The sequence below is a fragment of the Sorangium sp. So ce302 genome, from assembly GCF_051530145.1.
GTDB classification, from domain to species: domain Bacteria; phylum Myxococcota_A; class Polyangia; order Polyangiales; family Polyangiaceae; genus Sorangium; species Sorangium cellulosum_B.
The window spans coordinates 6,589,651-6,610,726 of record NZ_CP150326.1 but is presented as its reverse complement, the minus strand read 5'-3'; the positions used below and the strand labels follow the sequence as shown (position 1 = coordinate 6,610,726).

General features: G+C 71.5%; 22 protein-coding genes. 11 read left to right on the top strand and 11 right to left on the bottom strand.

Annotation, left to right across the window (positions count from 1 at the left end):
* Positions 1-43: 43 nt before the first annotated feature.
* From atpC to WME73_RS24895, 6 genes are all read right to left on the bottom strand, one after another.
* On the bottom strand, positions 44-601 hold the full coding sequence (gene atpC / locus WME73_RS24920) for an ATP synthase F1 subunit epsilon (RefSeq protein WP_437747861.1): 558 nt from the start codon (positions 599-601) through the stop codon (positions 44-46).
* A 7-nt stretch (positions 602-608) separates the two neighbouring features.
* On the bottom strand, positions 609-2,033 hold the full coding sequence (gene atpD, locus WME73_RS24915; protein ID WP_437747860.1) for a F0F1 ATP synthase subunit beta: 1,425 nt from the start codon (positions 2,031-2,033) through the stop codon (positions 609-611).
* Positions 2,034-2,275: 242 nt separating this feature from the next.
* The gene (rsmA, locus tag WME73_RS24910; RefSeq protein WP_437747859.1) at positions 2,276-3,106 is read right to left on the bottom strand and encodes a 16S rRNA (adenine(1518)-N(6)/adenine(1519)-N(6))-dimethyltransferase RsmA; all 831 of its coding nucleotides are present in this window, start codon (positions 3,104-3,106) and stop codon (positions 2,276-2,278) included.
* Between the two features lie 9 nt (positions 3,107-3,115).
* Positions 3,116-4,786: a DUF58 domain-containing protein gene (locus WME73_RS24905; RefSeq protein ID WP_437747858.1), complete on the bottom strand. Its 1,671-nt coding sequence runs from the start codon at positions 4,784-4,786 to the stop codon at positions 3,116-3,118.
* A 6-nt stretch (positions 4,787-4,792) separates the two neighbouring features.
* Positions 4,793-5,770 (bottom strand): AAA family ATPase, encoded by a 978-nt coding sequence (locus WME73_RS24900; RefSeq protein ID WP_437747857.1) that lies wholly within the window; start codon positions 5,768-5,770, stop codon positions 4,793-4,795.
* On the bottom strand, positions 5,767-7,203 hold the full coding sequence (locus WME73_RS24895; RefSeq protein WP_437917288.1) for a DUF4350 domain-containing protein: 1,437 nt from the start codon (positions 7,201-7,203) through the stop codon (positions 5,767-5,769). Before WME73_RS24895 ends, WME73_RS24900 begins: the two co-directional genes overlap by 4 nt.
* A 294-nt stretch (positions 7,204-7,497) precedes the next feature.
* Here WME73_RS24895 and WME73_RS24890 point away from each other — a divergent pair, with 294 nt between their 5' ends.
* The 10 genes from WME73_RS24890 (at position 7,498) to WME73_RS24845 (ending at position 14,669) form a co-directional block, all read left to right on the top strand.
* Positions 7,498-7,680 (top strand): hypothetical protein, encoded by a 183-nt coding sequence (locus tag WME73_RS24890; protein ID WP_157906850.1) that lies wholly within the window; start codon positions 7,498-7,500, stop codon positions 7,678-7,680.
* A 403-nt stretch (positions 7,681-8,083) separates the two neighbouring features.
* A complete protein-coding gene (gene rpsP, locus WME73_RS24885) occupies positions 8,084-8,350 on the top strand; it encodes a 30S ribosomal protein S16 (protein ID WP_012237071.1) in 267 nt (88 codons plus the stop codon).
* Between the two features lies 1 nt (position 8,351).
* Complete coding sequence (locus WME73_RS24880; protein WP_012237070.1) at positions 8,352-8,603, top strand: KH domain-containing protein; 252 nt, start codon at positions 8,352-8,354, stop codon at positions 8,601-8,603.
* Between the two features lie 12 nt (positions 8,604-8,615).
* A complete protein-coding gene (gene rimM, locus WME73_RS24875; protein ID WP_437747855.1) occupies positions 8,616-9,128 on the top strand; it encodes a ribosome maturation factor RimM in 513 nt (170 codons plus the stop codon).
* Between the two features lie 40 nt (positions 9,129-9,168).
* Positions 9,169-9,963 (top strand): tRNA (guanosine(37)-N1)-methyltransferase TrmD, encoded by a 795-nt coding sequence (trmD, locus tag WME73_RS24870; protein ID WP_437747854.1) that lies wholly within the window; start codon positions 9,169-9,171, stop codon positions 9,961-9,963.
* Positions 9,960-10,535, top strand: coding sequence for an RNA methyltransferase (locus WME73_RS24865; protein WP_437747853.1), 576 nt, complete (start codon positions 9,960-9,962; stop codon positions 10,533-10,535). Before trmD ends, WME73_RS24865 begins: the two co-directional genes overlap by 4 nt.
* 71 nt (positions 10,536-10,606) lie before the next feature.
* The gene (gene queG, locus WME73_RS24860; RefSeq protein WP_437747852.1) at positions 10,607-11,788 is read left to right on the top strand and encodes a tRNA epoxyqueuosine(34) reductase QueG; all 1,182 of its coding nucleotides are present in this window, start codon (positions 10,607-10,609) and stop codon (positions 11,786-11,788) included.
* A gap of 72 nt (positions 11,789-11,860) precedes the next feature.
* The gene (locus WME73_RS24855) at positions 11,861-12,808 is read left to right on the top strand and encodes a lysophospholipid acyltransferase family protein (RefSeq protein ID WP_437747851.1); all 948 of its coding nucleotides are present in this window, start codon (positions 11,861-11,863) and stop codon (positions 12,806-12,808) included.
* Between the two features lie 89 nt (positions 12,809-12,897).
* Positions 12,898-13,623 carry a DUF72 domain-containing protein gene (locus WME73_RS24850; protein ID WP_437301456.1) on the top strand — a complete coding sequence of 242 codons (726 nt, stop codon included), beginning with the start codon at positions 12,898-12,900 and terminating at the stop codon, positions 13,621-13,623.
* Entirely contained in the window at positions 13,620-14,669 is a 1,050-nt protein-coding gene (locus WME73_RS24845) for a hypothetical protein (protein WP_437747850.1), read from the top strand. The genes WME73_RS24850 and WME73_RS24845 overlap by 4 nt, the downstream gene beginning before the upstream one ends.
* A 327-nt stretch (positions 14,670-14,996) precedes the next feature.
* Here WME73_RS24845 and rpmB read toward each other — a convergent pair whose 3' ends face one another.
* The 3 genes from rpmB to WME73_RS24830 form a co-directional block, all read right to left on the bottom strand.
* Entirely contained in the window at positions 14,997-15,221 is a 225-nt protein-coding gene (rpmB, locus tag WME73_RS24840; protein WP_012237062.1) for a 50S ribosomal protein L28, read from the bottom strand.
* A gap of 321 nt (positions 15,222-15,542) precedes the next feature.
* A complete protein-coding gene (locus WME73_RS24835; RefSeq protein ID WP_437917286.1) occupies positions 15,543-16,625 on the bottom strand; it encodes a hypothetical protein in 1,083 nt (360 codons plus the stop codon).
* Positions 16,626-16,638: 13 nt separating this feature from the next.
* Positions 16,639-17,502, bottom strand: a complete 864-nt coding sequence (locus WME73_RS24830; protein WP_437747848.1) for an N-formylglutamate amidohydrolase — start codon at positions 17,500-17,502, stop codon at positions 16,639-16,641.
* A 158-nt stretch (positions 17,503-17,660) separates the two neighbouring features.
* On the opposite strand from WME73_RS24830, the gene xerD reads away from it, so the two are divergent.
* A complete protein-coding gene (xerD, locus tag WME73_RS24825) occupies positions 17,661-18,551 on the top strand; it encodes a site-specific tyrosine recombinase XerD (RefSeq protein ID WP_437747847.1) in 891 nt (296 codons plus the stop codon).
* A gap of 15 nt (positions 18,552-18,566) precedes the next feature.
* Here the strand turns inward: xerD and WME73_RS24820 are convergent, their stop codons facing one another.
* On the bottom strand, positions 18,567-20,309 hold the full coding sequence (locus WME73_RS24820; protein ID WP_437917285.1) for a serine/threonine protein kinase: 1,743 nt from the start codon (positions 20,307-20,309) through the stop codon (positions 18,567-18,569).
* A gap of 4 nt (positions 20,310-20,313) precedes the next feature.
* Positions 20,314-20,943: a hypothetical protein gene (locus tag WME73_RS24815; protein WP_437747845.1), complete on the bottom strand. Its 630-nt coding sequence runs from the start codon at positions 20,941-20,943 to the stop codon at positions 20,314-20,316.
* Positions 20,944-21,076 lie beyond the last annotated feature (133 nt).

Below are 21,076 nucleotides of genomic sequence, written 5' to 3'. Positions count from 1 at the left end.
CTGTGCGGCGGCCGCACGTGCAAGGCGGTAGCCGCCAGAGACGTCACTTCGGATCGGGGAACGGAGAGCCGGGCTTCTTGTGGTCCGTCAGGCTCTCGTCGGGCTGGGAAGCCTCGACCATCTCGTCGACCGGCGGCGCCTCGGCGTGCTCGGCCAGGAAGCGCGTGTCTTCGCGGACCATCGGAGGGGGCGGATCGCCGATGAGCTCGAGCTCGGTGGCGAGCCACTGCTCCTCTTCGATGAGCGCTCGACGGCGCGGATCAGTCAGGTCGCCTTGCCAGTGGTCGAGCTCGGTGTCGACCTCCTTGAGCCGGCGGCGTACCCTCACGACGTCGACGTCGTCCTTCACCGCGAAGCGCTCGGTGAGGAGCAGCGCGGTGTCACCGGCGACCTCGACGAAGCCATGATGGACGGCCAGGCGGTGCTCCTGGCCGTTCTGATGGTAGGTCACGAGGCCGGTCCGGAGCGCGGCGAGCAGCGGGAGGTGACCCGGGAGCACACCGAACTCGCCGGCGACGCTCGGCGCGGTCACGTCCGTGACCTGCTCGCGCAGCGCGAGACCGGTCGGCGTCACGATCTCGAGGAGGATTGTGTCGGCCATGGCTGCGTCAGGACGCCCTCTGCGACGCCTTGGCCTTCACGTCCTCGATGCCGCCCACCAGGTAGAAGTCCTGCTCCGCGACATGGTCGAGCTTGCCATCGAGGATCTCCTCGAAGCCCGCGATCGTGTCCTTGAGCGGCACGAGCTTGCCCTCGAGCCCGGTGAACTGGGCAGCCACGAAGAACGGCTGCGACAGGAACTTCTGGATCTTGCGGGCGCGCGCCACGACGAGCTTGTCGTCCTCGCTGAGCTCGTCCATGCCGAGGATGGCGATGATGTCCTGGAGGTCCTTGTAGCGCTGCAGCGTCTGCTGAACGCGCCGCGCGACGGAGTAGTGCTTCTCACCGACGATCTGGGGATCGAGCATCGTCGAGTTCGAGTCGAGCGGATCGACGGCCGGGTAGATGCCGAGCTCCGAGATCGCGCGCGACAGCACGGTGGTCGCATCGAGGTGGGCGAAGGCCGTGGCCGGCGCGGGGTCGGTCAGGTCGTCCGCGGGGACGTAGATCGCCTGGACGCTGGTGACGGAGCCCTTGGTCGTCGAGGTGATGCGCTCCTGGAAGGCGCCCATCTCCGTCGAGAGGGTCGGCTGGTAACCGACGGCGCTCGGGATGCGTCCGAGGAGCGCGCTCACCTCGGAGCCGGCCTGGGTGAACCGGAAGATGTTGTCCACGAACAGGAGGACGTCCTGCCCCTCCTCGTCGCGGAAGTGCTCGGCCACGGCGAGCGCCGAGAGCGCGACGCGGGAGCGAGCGCCCGGGGGCTCGTTCATCTGGCCGTAGATCAGCGCGGCCTTCGAGATGACGGGGCTGCCGTCCGCGAGCTTCGACTCGCTCATCTCGAGGAAGAGGTCGTTGCCCTCGCGCGTCCGCTCGCCGACGCCCGCGAAGACGGACACGCCGCCGTGCGCCTTCGCGACGTTGTTGATGAGCTCCAGGATGAGCACCGTCTTGCCGACGCCGGCGCCGCCGAAGAGGCCGATCTTGCCGCCCTTGCGGTAGGGGGCGATCAGGTCGATGACCTTGATGCCCGTCTCGAAGACCTCGACCTTGGTCGACTGCTCGATGAACGGGGGCGGCTCCCGGTGGATCGGCGCCATCTTCTTGGCGTGCACGGGCCCGGCTTCATCGATCGGCACACCGACGACGTTCAGGATCCGGCCGAGGCACTCGTTGCCGACCGGCACCATGATGGGCTTGCCCGTGTCGCGGACTTCCATCCCGCGCACGAGGCCGTCGGTGGAATCCATCGCGATCGTGCGCACCGACGACTCGCCGAGGTGCTGGGCGACCTCGAGCACGAGGTTGTCTGGCTCAGCCGAGATGCTCGGGTTGCTCAGCTTGAGCGCGTTCAGAATCTTGGGCAGCTGGCCAGCCGGGAAATCGACATCGACGACCGGTCCGATGACCTGGGTGATCTTTCCAACAACCATGGAGCGGGAGTCCTCCTCGTACGTGCTTTGACGAGTCGCGGGGCCCACTAGCACGGACCTGCGCGTCCGACTAGTGCCGTCTGCCAGAAATTCTGCGGGATTTTTGACGGCCGCGTCGCTGCGGACGCGCGGTCGTGGGCGTGTTTTCCGGGGGCTGGGCTCCACGCGGGACGTCCGGGGGCGACGTCCATCTCGCATCATTCTCCGGCTCCGGCGAGGGGGCGCCGGCGCGCGGCGGGCGCTCAGCGTCCTCTGGGGGCGGCGATCCGCGCAAACGCCTCCACGCTGAGCGTCTCGCCGCGAGCGTCGAGCGAGATGCCGGCGTCCTTCGCGTGCCGCTCGAGCTCCTGGGAGGACCAGCCATAAAGGTTCTTCCAGGCGTTCCGGAGCGTCTTGCGGCGCGCCGAGAACGCGGCGCGCACGGCCGCGCGGAAGGCGTCCGTCTCCTCGGCGCGCCGCGGGCGCCACGGCGTCAGCACGACGACCGCCGAGTCGACCTCGGGCCTCGGGTAGAACGCGCCGGCGCGCGCGATCAGGAGGCGGCGCACGTCGAACGCGGCCTGCACGAAGACCGAGAGCGCGCCGTAGTCGGCGCTGCCCGGGGCGGCGACCAGACGATCCGCGACCTCGAGCTGCACCATGAAAACCGCGCGATCGATCTGATGCGCGACGGTGGTCGCCTGCTCGAGGAGCCGGCCCGTGATGTGGTACGGGAGGTTGCCCGCCACCGCGTGCGGCCGCGCGTGGCCGGAGAGCGCGCCGACCCAGTCGACCTGCGCTGCGTCGGCCTCGAGCAGCGTCAAGCGGCCTTCCTCGAGCGGTCCAGCGAGCTGCTCGCGCAAGATCGGGACGAGGTCGCGATCGCGCTCGATGGCGACGACGTGCGTGGCGCGATCGAGGAGCGGCCGCGTGAGCGCGCCGAGCCCTGCTCCGATCTCGATCACCGCGCCGCCCTCCGTCGTCGTGGCCGCCTCGGCGATCCGGCGCGCCGCATCGACGTCGACGAGGAAGTTCTGCCCGAACCCCTTCTTCGGGGAGAGACCGCGTGTGCGCAAGAGCTCTGCGATGGCCATCGCCCGTCCTTAGATCTGCGGTGGGTGCGCCCCGTCGTGGGCTACGTCTGCGGCTCTGTTCGGCGCGGCCGTCGCGCGCAGCCGCACCACGCGCACGCCGACCTTGCGGAGCACGGCTTCGCGGCGGGTCTGAGCCACCCGCGCGCGGATGAGCACCGCCTCGGCCGCGATCGGCGCGAGCTCCTGGAACGCCTTGTTGGACGGCGTGGGGCCGCTCTGCCCCTCGTCGCCGTCGCTCTCCTGCGGTCGCGGCGCCTCCCAGGGAGGCCCGAGCCCTGGCTCGAGATCCGGGAGCGTCCACACCACGTGAACAGCCTTCCGCGAGAGCCGACGCACGGCCTCCGAGAGCTGGCCCAGCTGTGCGTCGGCCGGAGGCGACGCGAGGACATAGACCATGCTCGCGCGCGGCTTGACGCGCGCGATGTGCGTGAGCGATTCGGCGACCGCCACGGCGGGATCGCGCCGATCCGGCTCGGCGCGCGCGGGCGACTCGATGCCGTAGCTCGCGAGGTAGCGGCGCAGCGTCCGTTCGCGCTGCGAGCGCCCGAGCGGCGCCGGCGCCGAGAACGGCGCACGCGCGCGCATCGACTCCGCGCGGGCCGCCAGCCGGTCGAGGTCGCCGCGGCGCAGATCGTCGAGCCCGCGCGCGTCGAGCGGCCTGAGGTGCTCGATGACGCGCGCCGCGACGTCCGACTCGTCGAGCTCGCTCCGATCCGCGTCGTACGTGCCGCACCCGACGGTGAGCGCTTGCGCGATCTTCTGACCATGCCCTGGGCCGTGATCGGGCGCGATCGTCACGCGCGGGCCGGGGGCCAGGACGATGAGCCCGACGCGATCGCCGCGCCCGAGGTGCCTCGTCGCGATGGCCGCGGCCTCGTCGATCATGAGATCGAGCGGAGCGCGGCCGAGCGGACCCGCCCAGAGCTCCACGGCCGCATCGACGAGGACCCAGACCACATCCCGCTCCTCGCGCTCGAACTCCCGCACGAGCAGTGTGCCCCGGCGCGCGCTGGCCTTCCACGCGATCTTCCGGAACGGGTCCCCCGGCTGGTGCTCTCGCAGCTCGCGCAGGTCGTCTCCTTCGCCGCGTACGCGCCCGGGCTTGCCAGAGGCTGCGAGGAGGTGACTGCGTCCTCCGCGCGGCTGCGTCAGGTACGGCATGAAGGGCCGCGGGAGCACCTCGATGCCATACGGGTTCGCGAAGGTCAGGGGCACCTCGAAGAGGCCCGGGGCGCCGTGGACCTCGAGCGCTAGCCCGTGGAGCCCGTGCTGGCCGACGCGCGGCGTTCGTACGATGACCTTCACCTTGAGCCGACCCGAGGCGGAGACTTCGCCGCGGTTCGGCTCGATGCGCACGTCGAGCTGCGACGAGGCGATGGTGCGCAGCTTGACGTAGCGAGCCGCGAGCGTGTCACGGTTCCGAACCTCGGCCTCGATCTCCACGGTGCCTCCGCGCGCGGAACGGAGGATCCTCCGCGAGCCGCCCCAGAGCATCTCGAACCCAGCCGCGCGGATGCGCGCCACCGACACCAGCGTCACGCCGCGGGCGAGCGCGATCGCGACCAGGATCGCCCCGCCCCAGCCGACGATCGCCGGTTCGCGCGCGATGAGCCCGGCGCCCATGACCGCGACGCCGGCGATGGCCAGGTGGGCGGCGGTGCGCGTGGGGTAGAGCTGCATGCGGATCTACGCCGGCCGCGCCGCGCGCCGGTACCCCACGCGCTGAACCGCCTCGTCGACGATCGTGTCGCGCGCCTTGGGATCCACGTCGGCCTCGGGTACCAGCACCAGGCGATGGGCCAGCGTCGCTTGTGCCATGCCGCGCACGTCGTCCGGCGTGACGAACGGGCGCCCGCCGATCACCGCCGCCGCCTTGGCCGCCTGGACCAGCGCGAGCGTGGCCCGCGGCGATGCGCCGAGCAGCACGCGAGGGTGCGTGCGCGTGAACGCCGTGAGGTTCACCGCGTACTCGTACAGATCGTCCTCGACGTGGATCCTTCGCGCGACGCCCTGCAGCATGAGGAGGTCCTGGACGGAGAGCGTCGCCCGCGCCCGCGGCGCCTCGACGTTGTGCGCGCGGAGCATCGCCACCTCGTCCTTGTGCTGCGGGTAGCCGAGGCTCACGCGGATGAGGAACCTGTCGATCTGCGCCTCGGGCAGCGGGTAGGTCCCCTCGAGATCGATCGGGTTCTGAGTCGCGAGCACCATGAAGGGCGACGGCAGCTCGAAGCGATCGCCCTCGATCGTCACCTGTCGCTCCTGCATGGCCTCCAGGAGGGCCGACTGGGTCTTCGCCGGGGCGCGGTTGATCTCGTCGGCGAGCACGAGGTTCGCGAAGATCGGACCGGGGCGCAGCGTGAAGGTCCCCTCCTTGGGCGACAGGACATAGGTCCCCGTGATGTCGGCGGGCAGGAGGTCGGGCGTGAACTGGATCCGCCGGACCGACGCGCCCAGCGTGGCCGCGAACGCCTTGACCAGCGTGGTCTTCGCGACGCCGGGGACGCCCTCCAGCAGCACGTGCCCCTGCGCGAGCAGGGCGGTGAGCATCAGATCGATCGCGCGCGACGAACCGATGTAAACGCGCGTGATCTCTCGCCGGACCGCCTCGATCCGCTCCTTTGCCGCGGAGATTTCGTCGACGGCGACGGCCTGAACCTGGTTCATCGAGCGCCTTTGTCTGGGTGGGGTGGTGCGAGCTTCGCGTCTGTTGGCGACGGCGACGCCGTCGCAGGATCGGGGGGCGCGCTGGGGTGACGTCCGCGCGGCGGCTTCCGGCCGTCGGCGCCGCAAGCCGCGAGGACATGCCGCACGACGTCGGCGGCGTGCACGAGCGCGGGCCTGGACACGTTCGCCGGTTTGCCGGCGACGACGGACGCTTCGACTCGGTACATGGTGCCCAGAACATCCTTGAAGGCCGAGAGGGCTCGCTCGTCAAGAGATCCCTCTCGCGCGACGAGCCGCGCGACCGTCTCCTGCGCCGGATTCGCCTCCAGGCCGAACCGCAAGGACAGCGCCTCGAACAGGGCGCTCTTCAGCTCGAGGAACGCGAGGCCCCGCGGGGAAGAGGGGGCGGCGAGGACGGCCAAGCGCCCAGCTGCGCCTCCCTGAGCGACGAGCGGCGTCGGACGGGCGTACCGGGGGAGCGGGCTCCGGTAGGGCCGTGCGGAGGCGCGCGCGGTCCAGATGGCGAGGCCGAGGCCGGCGAGCGCCGCGAGCGCGAGGAGGACGCCGCCCGGAAGCCCGTCGCGGCGGGCGTCCTCGACGGCGCTCGCGAGCGCCTTGACCTGCGCGTCGAAGTCCTTGCGGAGCGACGTCTCGCCGCCGAACGAGCTCTCTTCGTCGAACCGGTTCGCGACGATGTGGAGCCGCCCTCGGCGCGGCTGAGCCCCATCCTCGTCGACCAGGTAGCGCGTCAGGCCCGAGGCGAAGGCGCGGTTGCCCGGGTACCTGAGCATCATGTTCATCAGCGCGGACGGGTCGCCCATCGCGAAGAGCCGGCCCTTGCCGACCTGCCCGGCGACGGCGAGGATCACGTCCGGCTCGCTGACGGCGCGGATCCGCAGCACGGGCGAGAGGTTCGGATGCCGGAGGCCGGTCGCGTGGTTCGTGACGAGCCGCTCCACGTGGCTGACGACGGGGTGCCGGCCGACGGAGTGGCCCCCGACGGTGTCGGCGACGGGCTCCGCGATCGCGAGGGAGGGCCGGTTCCGGAGCGCGGCGAGCGGCCGGGCTGGCGTCGGGATGCGCTCGATCTGGAATCGCCGGAGCGTGTCGTCGCCGCGGCCGAAGTCGTCGATGATGGCGAGCCGTCCGCCGGCCTTCATGAAGGAGGTCGTCTCGTCGGCGTCGAGCGTTTGCAGCGGGTGGAGGACCAGGATGCCGTCCTCTGGGCCGACCTGGCTCCAGTCGAGCACAGCGACGGGGTGGACCCTCGCGGCCCCCAGCTCCGCGCGCGCGATCTCGAGGAGCTCCGAGCAACCCTCCCAGCTCGGGTCGTTCACGTCGAAGGCGGCGCCCGCTGCTCGGGCGGGCGCGAGCAGCGCCATCAGTGCGACCAGCGCCGCCAGGAAGGAGCAGGACGTGCCCTGCGAGCGCACCGGCCGACGCCGATCTTCCCGAACAAGTTCGGAAGCGGAGCCGGAACCGGAACTGGAACTGGAGCTGGAACTGGAGCTGGAACCAGAACCCGACCTTGAGCCTGAGGAGCATGCGTGCACAAACCACGCGCCGTGCCGCGTCATGAGCGCTGCGAACATACCACTGTCGGCCCGACCGATAACCTTGACCCGCCATCCCACATTGCTAGATTCGCTTCTAAGAGCGGGGTGCTTTCTCGCAGACCTCGTTCCACCAATTCAGCCGAGCACTCTACGAGGTGGAGGGGTTAGTCGATGCTTCCTCCGTTCATCATCGAGCAAATACGGCAGCGCGAAGAAGAGAAGGATCGGTCCAGAAGAGAAGAAATTCGACCGCGCCTCGAGCTGCCGATCGAACGCTACCCCGCACCTCGTCGTCTTCCGGACTCGGAAGAGGACGATCCCAACCGGGGCGTCATCATCCTCGATCTGGGCTGACGCCACGTGTAGCACGCGCTCCCGCGTGAACCCCCTGGAAGCGCTGCTCCAGCAGCGTGTCCTGGATGACGTACCTTCGAGACATTCCCCGTTTTCCTCGCAAATTCCACGAAGTTCGCGACCGTGCGTGCACGCGGATCTCGGCTCCGCGCTCGCACCGGGCTCGTCCGGCGAGGACGGTTGGCGACTGGGCGAGCGGGGCTTCGAGCAGGCAGCGGGGGCCCGAAAGTTGTCCTCCGCGGACGTGCCCTGCTCGTGCGGGGTTGACCCTCGGCAGGATCTTCGCCTAGGTTGCGCCCCCACTTCTGGCGCGGAGCACTGAACGAGCTACGCTCCGGCGCCTCCAGAGCAAGCCGTGCACAACGTGGGCACGGGCTCTTCCATATCGATCGAGGTTCTACAGATGGCCGTTCATATTCGCCTCGCCCGCGCGGGCACCAAGAAGACGCCCTTCTACCGTATCGTCGTCGCCGACCAGCGCAGCCCGCGCGGCGGCAGGTTCATCGAGCGGCTGGGCACGTACGACCCGCGCAGGACCGAGATCCGCCTCGATGTTCCCCGCGTGAGGCACTGGATCTCGAACGGCGCCCAGCCGACGCACACGGTGGCGCTGCTCCTGAAGCACCCTGGGCTGGCCCAGGCGGCCGCTCCCGCGGACGCCGCGAAGTAGCATGGCCTCGTCGACGTCTCCGCTGGTCGATCTCGTCGCGCTCGTTGCCCGCGCGCTCGTCGATCAGCCGGACCGGGTCGTCGTGCGCGAGGTCGCGGGAGACCGCTTCCCCCGGATCGAGCTGACGGTCGCGCGCGAGGATATCGGCAAGGTGATCGGCAAGGACGGGCGCACAGCGCAGTCGATCAGGACGTTGCTGAGCGCCGCCGCGAGCAAGTCGGGGCGCCGCGCGCACCTCGACATCCTCGACTGAGACGAGCCCGACGTGGAGCGACGCTACGTTCCCGTCGCGGAAGTCGCCCGTCCGCACGGCGTTCAGGGGGAGCTGCGGTTGCGCCTCTACAACGAGGCGTCCGACCTGCTCCTCACGCGCCCTCCGATCAGGCTGCGCCTTCCCGACGGCTCTGCGCGGGACGCGAAGATCGTGGCGACGCGGCCCGTCGACAAGGCGTTGCTCGTGCGGATCGCCGGGATCGACGATCGGGACGCGGCCGAGGCCCTGCGCGGAGCGACGTTGTGCGTCCCTCGGGACGCGTTCGCGCCGCTCTCTGAGGGCGAGTTCTACGCCTGCGACGTGGAGGGGGCGCGCGTGATGACGCCCGATGGCGATCTGCTCGGGCACGTGAGGTCGCTCCAGTCGTACCCGACCTGCGATGTGCTCGTCGTGGAGAGGCAGGGCGCAGATTCCATCGAGATCCCCCTGACCGAGAGCTTCGTCAGCAGCGTGGACGCGGAGCGGCAGGTCGTCCAGCTGGCGACGCTGGAAGGCCTCGTCTGAGCCGCCGTTCCGCGCAAGGGAGCCCGCCTCGGCAAGTGCGATGCGCATCGACGTAGTCACCCTGTTTCCGGAGCTGTTCGAGGGGTTCCTGGCGATCGGCATGGTCGGGCGCGCGCTCGCGTCGGGTGCGCTCGCCGTGCGGACGCGCAGCCCGCGTGAGTTTGGCCTCGGCCGACACCGGAGCGTGGATGACACGCCTTACGGCGGCGGCTCCGGCATGGTGATGCGCGTCGACTGCATCGTCCGCTGCCTGGAGGCGCTCGACGAAGCCGCCGCCGGAGGCGATGCGTCGAGCGCGCCTCCCGGGGCCGACGCGACGGCGTCCTCGGGGCCTCTGCCGCGCGCGCACCGGGTGCTGCTCACGCCGCAGGGGCAGCCTTTCCGTCAGGAGAAGGCCATCGAGCTCGCGGCGCGCCCTGCCGTTGCGCTCGTTTGCGGTCGCTACGAGGGGTTCGACGAGCGGGTGCGCGCTTTCGTCGACGAGGAGATCTCGCTCGGCGACTTCGTGATGACCGGCGGCGAGGTTGCGGCGATGGCGGTGATCGATGCGTGCGTGCGCCTGCTCCCAGGGGTGCTCGGGAACGCTGTGTCGGCGGAGCACGAGTCGCACAGCCCCGCGCTGTCAGGGCTCCTGGAGTACCCGCAGTACACCCGTCCCGTTGAGTTCCGTGGGCACAAGGTGCCCGACGTGCTGCAGCAAGGAAACCACGCGGCCATCGCGCGCTGGCGACGAGCGGAGGCCGAGCTGCGCACGGCCCAGCGCAGGCCCGACCTCTGGCGCAAGGCGCATGGGGGAGAGCCGCCCCAGGACGAGAGCGGCGAGGCGCGGCGATGAGGCTCGCGCTCGCGCTCGTTCACTACCCCGTGCTCGACCGGTCCGGGGAGACGGTGACCACGGCGATCACGAACCTCGATCTGCACGACATGGCGCGGAGCGCGCGCACATACGGCGCCGAGCGGCTCTTCGTCGTTCATCCAGTCGCCGCTCAGCGCGCGTTGGCAGAGCGGATCAAGGAACACTGGGTGATCGGCTCCGGCAAGCGCCGGATCCCGGATCGCGCGGTCGCGCTCGATGTGCTGAGCGTGGTCCCCAGCCTGGACGACGTGTACTCCGCGCTGAGCGGCGCAGGTCGGCGCGGTGTCGAGGTCTGGACGACCGCGGCGGCCTCGCGAGGGCTCCCGGTGACGAGCTACGCAGCGACCCGCGCGCGCCTCGCGCAAGCGAGCGATCCGGTGGTGATCCTGTTCGGCACAGGCTGGGGCCTCGCGCCAGAGGTCATCGCCGATGCCGACGTCCGGATCGAGCCGATCAGGGCGGAGGCGAGCACCGGCTACAACCACCTGAGCGTGCGCGCGGCGTGCGCGATCACGCTCGATCGGCTGCTCGGCGACCGGAACGCCGGGTGATCTCGCGCGGCGCGCGGTCGTCGAGCGTGGCGCCAGCACCGCCGCGCGCCGTTCCGGTCCATCCTCCTGCGATGAGCGAGCGCGAGGCCGATCGTCCCGCCGGGGAGGCGAGCGCGGCGCGACTGATGCCCGACCGGCTGGTGCGCGAGCAGGCGTTCGCGCTCGGCTTCGACGTCGTGGGCGTCGCGCGCGCCGACGAGCCCCTCGGGGTCGAGCACGCACGGTACGTGGAGTTCGTCGCGCGCGGCATGCACGGGGAGATGGGGTACCTCGCGGAATACGCGGAGCAGCGGCGCCGGCTGGACACCAGCGCGATCCTCGAAGGAGCACGCTCGGTCGTGTGCGTCGGCCGCAGGTATGCGCGGCCCAAGGAGAGCGAGCGGCGCGACCCGACGCTCGCGCAGAGCGTCGCGCGGTACGCGCGCGGGCAGGACTATCACAACCACCTGAAGCGGCGGCTCCGGCGGCTCGCGGCGTTCATCCGCTCGCTCGCGCCATCCGTGCTCGCGCGGCCGCTCTGCGATGTCGAGCCGGTGATGGAGCGCGTCTGGGCGGCGCGCTCTGGCATCGGTTTCGTCGGCAAAAACGGGCTGATCATCACGCCGGGGCAGGGGAGCTACCAGCTGCTCGGCGAGGTGGTCACCACGCTGGATCTCGTCCCCGACGTGCCCATCGCGGAGCGCTGCGGATCGTGCACGCGCTGCCTCGACGCGTGCCCGACGCAGGCGTTCGACGCGCCCTTCGTGCTCGATCCGCGGCGCTGCATTGCGTACCTGACGATCGAACAGAGGAACGCGCCGGCCGAGGCGCTGCGGTCCGGCATGGGTGAGCACCTCTTCGGCTGCGACGTCTGCCAGGAGGTATGTCCCTTCAACAGGACCGCGCCCCCGCCCCTCGAGCGCACCGCGCCGTTCCATCCTCTGGCCCGATGGGAAGCGCGGGACGTCGACGACCTCGTGGCGCTCGACGAGCAAGCGTTCGACGCGCTGACCGTCGGGACGCCGGTCCGGCGCGCGCGACGCGGCGGGCTCGCCCGAAACGCGACGATCGTCGCTGCGAACCGGCTGGCGAGCGGCGCAGAGGGCGCGGCGGCAGCGAGCGCGAAGCGCGCGCTCGTCGCAGCGCTCGCTCATGACGACGCATCGGTGCGCGAGGTCGCCGCGTGGGGGGTGAGCCACGCAGGGGGCGGCGAGCCGGCGGGCCCGGGCGCGCCGAGACCTGACGGGTCGAACGAGGATCCCGGTGCAGGTTGAGGCGCGCTGCCCGCCGCGATCGAACGCGGCGCGGGAGCGCGGCGGTGCTCGGGCGCTCTTCGCGGGGGCCCGATGATCCGCTACGGTGTGCGCCGGCAAAGCGCCGCGCGCACGAGCACCAACGTGGATCTCCCCTCCAGGCTCCGAGCGCTCCTCGACGATCTACGCCGGCACGATTCCGTCCTCTGGCGGCGGGCAGTCGACGCTGGGGTGACCTACGGCCCGGACCTCCTCGTCCGGCACAGCCCTGCGTTGTTCGGGCTCGTCGTCGGCGCGGTGTTGCCGGAGCAGCGGCGGGCCGTGCGCAGGAACCTCCGGCTGGCGCTGGGCGAGCGGGGGACGCTCGACGAGTACCGCGACGTCGCCCGGGTGTTCATCAACTTCGCCAGCTGTCTCACGGACGCGTTCATCGCGGGCAGCAGCCGGCCCGATCGGCTCACCGGCCTGTGCGTGAACGACGAGCACTTCACGAACGCGTTCCAGCGGGGCCTCGGCGTGATCGTCGTCACGGCGCATACCGGCGGCTGGCAGGCCGCCGCGCCGCTGCTGCGATCGGTGCACGCTGCCGACGTGCTCATCGTGATGCAGCGCGAGCGCGACCAGCGAGCGCAGGCCATCCAGGACGGCACGCGAGATCGGGTCGGCGTACGGATGCAGCACGTGGCCGACGATCCGCTCGCGGTGCTCCCGCTGCTCGCGCACCTCAGGCGGCAGGGCGTCGTGGCCATCCAGATCGATCGACTTCCGTCCGGGATGCGCGGGCGCGACGTCGAGCTCTTCGGGCGACCCTGGCGCGTCCCGGAGGGCCCGCTTCAGCTCGCGGCGGTCAGCGGCGCGCCGATCGTCCCCGTGTTCACGCGGCGGACCGGCTTCATGGAGTACGAGATCTGCATCGCGCCGCCCATCTCGCTCCCCCGCAAGCCAGGATCGTCCGAGCTCGACGTGGCAGCGCGGCAGATCACGGCGGAGATGGAGCGTTTCCTCCGGGACAACCCGACGCAGTGGTTCCACTTCGAATAAATCAAGGATTTTACTCCCCAAATGAGAAATCGCGCCGCCGTCGGGCACGCGCTGCATCGGCGCGCAAGGTGGGTTAAGAGTCCGCGCTGATGGCCCGCCTCCTCGTCGGACTGCCCTCGCTCAAGGGCGATATTCAGAAGTACAAAGATCGCTTCGATCTGGTCGAGCTCCGCCCGCTCGATACGTCGCTGCCTCGCGCGACGACGCTGCGCAAGTGGCGCAAAGCGGTGCCGCCGGGCTTCGTCTTCAGCGTGGTGCTGCCGCGCGTGGTCGGCGAGCTCGCCGGCGGGCGCGACCTCGACGAGGCGCTCTCGGCCTCGCTCGAGGTGGCGGCCGTGCTGGAGGCGCGGTGCGTCCTGCTCCAGACGCCGGCGTCGCTCCGGCCGACGGCGAGCAACCGCAAGAAGCTCGCGGCGCTCTTCGAGCGCCTGCCCGCCGAAGGGGTCGTGCGCTGCTGGGAGCCCTCCGGGATCTGGGAGCGCGACGACATCGTTGCGACCGCGCGCGCCGCCAAGGTCATCCCGGTGCTCGACGTGGCGCGCGACGCGCCGCCGCCCGGGCCGATCGTCTATACACGGCTGCGCGCGCTCGGGCGGTCCTCGTCGATGGGAGCGGCCGCGCTCGAGCGGGTCGCCGAGCGCCTGCGCGGACGGCGTGAGGTGTTCCTGGTCGTCGAGGGCGACCGCGCGCCGCAGATCAAGTCGCTGCTCGCGGCCGCGCTCGCGCGCACGCCGGATCGCTCGACAGCGTCGGCTGTGGTAAGGCCGACCATGCCCATGCCCAGCACCCTCGTCGCCGAGGACGAGGAGCAGTGATCCGCGGCGCGGCAGCCACCGCGAGCGACTCCTTTGCGGCTTCGGCCGCCCGGGCCGCGCTCGAGTCCTCCGGCAGCGCGATCGACGCGATCGTCGCCGGCTTCTTCGCTGCAGCTGGCGCGCAGCCCGACGTGCTGCTCGCGCCCGCCGTCGCGCTGGCGGCCGGCGTCGGCGTCGGCGCGAGGGCGTTCGATGGACGGGCGATCCAGCCTGGGCGCGGCGCGCCGCGGCCGCGCGGGTTCGTCGATGGGCAGAGCGTCCCGGAGGCCGCGCACGTCGCTGTTCCGCGCTCGCTCGGCATGCTGGTCCTGCTGCACGGCTACCTCGGACGCGCGCGGCTCCGTGAGCTGGTTCGCTCCGGTGTGGTCGCGGCGGAGCGCGCGGGCGCGACCGGGCGCGCCGCGCTGCTCCGCGAGGTCGGCTCGCTCGGCGCGGTGGCGCTCCGGGCGCGCGATGTGGAGCGGGCGCTGCTGGCCGCCGGCGGGGCGGTCGCGGGGGGGACGCTGACCGCCGAAGACCTCGCTGAAGCGGTGCCCGCCGAGGTGGAAGCCGCGTCGACCACGATCGCGGAGGGGGCGACCGCGCTCCAGGCACCCTGGCCGGTAGGGGACGTGGCGCGACCCACGGACGCCATCGTCGCCTGCGACGGCTGGGGCACGGTCGCAGCGCTCGCCTACACGCGCACCGATGATGGCATCACCGTCCCCGAGCTCGAGATCGTGCTCGGCCGCGACGCCGTCCCGGTGCGCCGCGGGATCACGCGCCTCGCCCCTGGCACGCCCCTGCCCGCGGCCGCGCCTATCGGGATCCTCCAGCGCGGCGCCTTCGCGGCTGCGATCGCGCTCGCAGGCAAGCCCACGATCGAGGTGAGGGTCCTCACCGCGCTCCTCGGCGGCACCGCGCTCGAAGCTGCCCTTCATGATGTCCGCACGCAGCAGGGCGCCAGCGCCGCCATCGCCGTCCTGCGCGACGAGCGCGACGCGCGCACGGCCAACCTCGCAGCCGGCTTCATGGCGGGGGCAGGGACGCAGCCGGCAGAGGGGTGAGGCGCAGCGGGCGTCGGTCGGCCGAAGCGGAGATCGGCCGGCCATGCGGCTCCCTAGCCGACGCGGCGCGGGCCATCGAGGGCGCCGTGGAGGAGCGCTGAGGCTGCAGCGAGGTGCAGTGAGCCGCTGCGCCGCTGCGCAACGTGCGCTGCGGCCGACGCCTGCCAGCTCGCGCCGGCTGCATACGCCGCGTGCCGTCACGCACGCGGCACTTCCAAAGCTGAAGATGGATGGAGGCGAGCCCCGAGAGGGGGAGAACAGAGCGCGGCGCATCCAGCCGCGAAGCGGCGGCCGACATTCAGGCGGGCCGGCGCGCTGGCGCTGGGCCTAGAGCGCGACGCCGTAGCGCTTCGCGTAGGCGACAACGCCGATCTTGTCGATCGTGCGGATGTCGCGCGTCGTGAGGTTGAGCTTCACGAAGCGGTTGAGCTCGGGGACCCAGACGCGCCGGGTCTGAATGTTCACGAGCTGCCAGCGCTTCGTCTTGATGTTGGAGTGGGAGACATTCTGCGCCAGAAGCTTCCGCTTCCCAGTGATGTCGCTCTTCGCCATGACGTCCTCGGTTGGAAGGGGCCCTGCATCGGTGCCCCGACCGTAAATCGAACTAGCTGGCCGGGCGCACGCCCTGCGCGGGGGAGCAGGGGGGCTCGGGAGCGCGGGAAAGTGAAGGAAGCCGGGGGACATGTCAAGCGTCGTCCGGGGGATCATTGCCGCTGTGGGCTGGAAATCTCTGCCGGAGAGGTCGATCGGTCGATCGCCGCGCTGACGCCGGCCGGACGCAGAAGGGGATGGGGAAGAGCGGGTCGCAACCCGGCCCGGACGAGCCTCTCCCCTCGGTGTCCCCGACGCCCTACGCGCCAGCTGACGCGCGGCCTAGGTCAGCCACTCGCCGCCCGAGGGCGGACGCCGATCCCGCCCGTCCTTCTCGTTCTCGGGGCGGCGTGAGTGCAGATCGATGCGCCGGGCGTCGGCAGCCAGGCGCCAGGCCAGGATCTGGAACAGGCCGAGGCTCGTGATGGCGGACGTCGCCGCGAACGCAAGGCTCGCGGAGAGCACGATGACGATGTCCCGGGGCGAGAAGGTGTCGAGATGCGCGAGCCTGCCGACGACCAGGTCGGCCGTGAAGGCGAGCACCACAGCGACGGCAAGGAACGACCCGGCGCCCGTCGTCTCCGCACCCATGAACCCGGTAAGGCTGGACAGGACCGCCAGGATCACCAGCAAGGCGCCGAGATGGCCCAGGTGCGGATCGTGCAGAGCCAGCTGTCCGATCGCATGCCCGAAGGATGGGAGCGTGACGAGGAAGGCGGCGACGAGCAGCCACCGTGCGCCGCTGTACGCCCTGTAGCGAGACCGGAAGACGAGCGCAGCCGGGAGCGCTATCGCCGCGACGGCCCGGGCGGTTCCCCAGCCGACCGCCGTCCCCGAGCTCTGGAGGCCGAGGACGGTCGCGATCGCCCCGAGCACCACCATGGCGACGGCGCGCTGCCGGTAGCTCACCGACGTGAGCGCGGTGAACAGCGCGACGATGCCCAGGACGAACGCTGGCGGCCCCGCGACAACGCCGTCCGGGCGGAGCCCAGCGATCGACAGGCCGCCGAGCAGAAGGAATCCGGCGCCCACCGCAGCACACCAGATCCGCGCCGCGTCCTGCGCTGGACGCATCGGCGCCAGGTCCTCCATGAGCGCTTCGGACGCGAGGAGCGGCTTGGTGACGTGCTCGCGCGTGCTCGGGGGCGCCACCTCGATCGGGATGGCCGGGTTCGACTCGAGGCGCCGATCGACCGGAGCGGCGCTGATCGACGCCGCAGCCGGTCCTTCCTGGGCGCGGTCGGCCGGGCTCTCGCCGGTTGTGGCGCCCTCCGGCTGGGCTGGTGCGGCCTTTTCCCGTTCAGCGATCGCGCGACGGCTCGCTGGCGGGCGGTCGCGGCTCGCCTCTCCGAAAGGCTTTTCCATTGATGGAGCTGGATCAGATCTCACGGGCGTCGAAGGGAGGGCTGCTGCGGAGCTGACCGAGCAGCTCGGCTGAGGTGAGCCGCGCGACCAGGGTACGACCGAAGTCTCGCACGGCAGGGAATCCTTGCCCATCCATGGCAAGGGATTGCTCGTCCATGTACAGCCGGCGTGCAATCTCGATTTGCACGGCGTGGACGGCACGGTGCGGTTGGCCGTAGTGCGCGGTGCTGAAACCCCCTTTATAGGGGTCATCATGGCGCACGGAGAAGCCGCAGGCGCGCGCGTGCTGATCGACCGCGTCGATCACCGCGCTCGCGGCGGTCGTCCGCCCGCGCGTGCCGGGGACGATGTCGGCCCGAGCGATCGCGCCCTCCGCGTGGCCGCGGCGGCCTTGGCTCGGCATCGAGTGCGCGCAGAGGAGGATCGCGAAGCCGAAGCGCTCGCGCTTGCGGGTGAGGAGCGCGCTGAGGGCGCCGTGATAGGGGCGGTAGAAGCGGTCGAGCCGGCGCTCCACCTCCTGCCGCGGCAGCCGAGCGGCGAGGATCGGCTCGCCGTCCGTGGTCATGCGCCAGATGAGCCCCCGCGGGTAGGGCGCCCGGCCGCCGCCCTCGACCGCGTCGCCGTCGCAGTCGGCCTCGCCCCTGTTGAGATCGACGACCAGCCGGCTCATCCTGGAGAAGAGGAGCGTCGCCCCCTCGGCCGGAGCGTCCTGGAAGAGCGCGTCGACGTACAGGTCCGCGTCGCGCCCGATGCTGCGCGCCGGCGCGATGGTCCAGGACAGCGACTCGGGATCCACGTGGACGCCCGCGTGCGGTACCTCGACGAGGACCGGGCTTTCCGCTCCGCGGGGCTCGATGACCTCGAAGGCTGACACCACGGGGCCCACTGTGACGCATTCCGCGTCCGGCTGGAACCAGGACGGGGAGGTGAAACGCCGGAAGGGAGGAAGACGTATTGCCGTTCGGGGCGTTCTGGGTCGATCCGCTCCGGCCCGGCTTTCTGGCGCGCTTCGCCGCTTTCGAAGTACCGTTGGCCGTGGACCTTGCGACCTGGGTGGACACCTACCTGGATCACCTTCGCGTCGAGCGGGCTCTGGCGCCCCTGACGCTCGAGGCGTACGGCCATGATCTCGCCAAGCTCGTCGCCCACGCCGAGGCGAGCGGGGTCACGACCGTCGATGGGCTCGACCAGGCGCTGATCGGCACCTACCTGGTCGCGCTCGGCCAGGCGGGCATCAGCGCCAGCTCGGCGGCGCGCCACCTCTCCGCGGTCCGCGGGTTCATCCGCTTCCTGCTCCGCGAGCGCCGCATCGAGCGGGATCCGTGCGCGCTGGTCGAGCGACCCAGGGTCGGGCGGCGGCTGCCCAAGGTGCTCTCGTTCGACGAGATCGCGCTCCTCATCGAGGCGCCCGAGCAAGGGACGTTCAAGGGGCTGCGCGATCGCGCGATGCTCCACGTGATGTACGCGGCCGGCTTGCGCGTCAGCGAGGTGGTGCGCCTCAAGCTCGCGGACGTCGACCGGCGCAAAGGGATCGTGATGGCGCTCGGCAAGGGGGGGAAGCGGCGGCTCGTGCCGCTCGGCGAGCCGGCGCTCGCCGCCATCGACGCCTACCTGGAGCTGCGCGCGACGCACCCGCGCAGCGCGGCGACCCAGGTGCTGTTCCTCTCGCCGCGCGGCGGGCCGCTCACCAGGCAGGCGGTGTGGAAGCTCCTCGGCGGATATGCGCGCGCCGTGGGCATCGCCAAGCCGAGCTCGCCGCACAAGCTCCGCCACTCGTTCGCGACGCACCTGCTCGAGGGGGGCGCGGATCTCCGGAGCGTCCAGGCGCTCCTCGGTCATGCGAACGTCGTGACGACCGAGATCTACACGCACCTCGCCGACGACCACGTGCGCGCCGCGTACCGTCGGGCGCACCCTCGCGCGTGAGCGCGCGCAAGATGGCTATTTGCAGCGTTTGAGGAATTTGCCGCAAGGCTTGCTCGCCGCCTGCCCCGCTGGCTGAGCCGGGGGGATCTCGGTGAGCTGGAACTCTTGCACGAGCGGCGTTCCGGCCTTGACGACCACGCCCAGGCTCCGCGGGAAGTAGCCGGTTCGCTTGACGCTCACCTTGTGAACCCCAGGGGAGAGCCCGAGCTCGACCTCCGGGGCCTGCGTCACCTTGCCGTCGATGGTGATCTCCTCGCAGGCGACGGGCTTGCAGGAGATCTTCACCGTCGCGTCGGTCGCCACGCCGGCGTCGGTCGAGGCGCCGGCATCGATCGGGGGCTCGGCGTTCGGGGTCCCGGCGTCGGCCGCCGCGCTGTGGGCTGGCTCGGGTGGAGCGGGATCGGCCGACGGCGCGGGGGGAGCCGCCGCGGAAGCGCTGGTCGAGGCGCTGGGGCTCGGCTGCGCCTTGTCCTTGCGGTCCAGCACGTACCACGCGGCGGCCGTGCCCCCGACGAGCAGCACACCAACGATGCCCACCATCAGGGAGGCCGCCTTGCCCCACGGCGACCGGGGCGCGGTGCTGACCGCCGTCAGCGCGGGAATGCCGCTTCGACGGGATGCGGTCTGGCTCTGGGCCGAAGGTGACGGCGCCTGTCCGGCGGGCGCGTCGGCAAAAGGCTGCGGCGGCTGCGGCGAGGGCGCCAGCGGCGGCGAAGGTGAAAACGGCGCGTGTGACGGCTGCGGCGAGGGGGAAAACGGCGAGGGCACCAGCTGCGTGGCGTCGCCGGGCGGCAAGGGCGCGGGCGCGCTCGCCGCGGTGACGGCAACGGCCGGCGGCGCGGGCGCGACCGCCTCGTTCACCGAAGGAGACAGGGCGAGCGTCGAGCCCACCTCGATCGCGGCCGCCGAGAAGCCGCTGAGCATGGCCGCGAGCTCGCTCGCGGAGCGGAAGCGCTCGCGCGGATCGTGCGCCAGCGCGCGCGCGAAGGCGCCGTCGAGCACAGGGCTCAGCGGGACGCCGAGCTCCGCGGCCCGCGCGGACGCGGCGAGGCGCGGCGCCATGAGCTCGCGCTGCCAGCCCTGAATGTCCACCTGACCCTGGCAGGAACGCCAGTACGAGCGGCCCGTGAGCGCGAAGAAGGAGACCAGCGCAGCGGAGAAGATGTCCGCGGCGGGTCCCGCCTGGCCGCCCGGCTGAAGCTGCTCGGGCGCTAGCCACGGCGCGGAGAGGACATACCCCTCCTGCGTCGGCACCATGCTCCGCGCGAGGGACGGCCCGAAGTCGGTGAGCTTCACGCTGCCCGGAGCGCTCGGGTCGATGAACAGGTTCGTCGGCTTGAGGCCGTGGTGGGGGACCTCGCGGGCGTGGGCCGCGTCGAGCACCGCCGCGAGAGAGCGGAGCATCGAGCCGACCTCCTCGAAGCCCATGGGCCGGCGACGCACGAGCTCGGCGAGCGACGGAAACGGGATCATGTCCGTCACCGTGAAGGGCGCGGCCGTCGCCGGGTCGTAGCCGGCCTCGAGGATGTGCGCGGCGAGCTCTGGCGGCAGCCTGTTCGTCTCGGCCACGTACCGCTGGAGGTGCTGCATCGCGTCCCCGCGCTGACCGACGACGGGCGAGTACAGCTTGATGGCGACGTCGCGCGCTTGCGCCGTCACCGCGCGGAAGGTGGCCGTCGCGCCCCCGTAGCCGAGGAGCGAGCGGACCGAGAACCTCCCCGCGATGACGCTGCCCGGCGCGACGTTCGGTGCCGTCACGAGATCACTCCGCCGCGACCGAGATCGACTCGATCGATTGCAGGATGGTCTCGTCGGCGCCGGAGTTGTCGTCCTCGGGGACGAAGCCGAGCCCCAGCACGATCTCCCCGTCCTTCCCGGTGTCGCCGAAGATCAGCAGCGGGCCCTTCCTGGTCCCGCGGGCGGCGCCCTCCTTTTGCCACAGGCCGATCTTCCGCCCGGCGACGTCCTTGATGTCGTCGGGCTTCTTCCAGTTCACCTTCTTCTTCGGCAAGGTCACGTTGATCTCGCGCGCCAGCGCCTCGAGCGCGGCGTCGCGCTTCTCGATCGCCTGCTTGCCCTCGCCCGCGTCGATCTGCGCCGTCGCGAAGGCCGGGCCCTCGTCCGCGGCCTGCGCGATCGTGGCGCTCTCCGCCTGGGCATAGGTCCAACCCTTCGCGGGCGTGAACACGAGTGAGCTCTGGGCGATCTTCGCCCGGGTCGACGCCTCTGCCTGGCACTGCTCATCGAGCGCCTTGCAGGGCTTCGGAGCAGGGGGAGGCGGAGGCGGTGGCGCCGCGGTCACGGTCGGCGGCGGCGCTACGGGTTGCGGTGGAGGCGGCGAGCTGCACGCCGCGGCGAGCGCCGCCGCAGCGCCCAGCGCTAGGGTAGGCAATCGTCGGAAGAACATTGCGCCCGAGCGTTGCAGGACCGGACCCGGTACGGCAAGTAAAGAGCGACCGGGGGAGACAGCTTGCGCCGCAGGGCGCGGCCGGCGCCGCACGGAGGCCGACCGCGCCGGGCGGCTG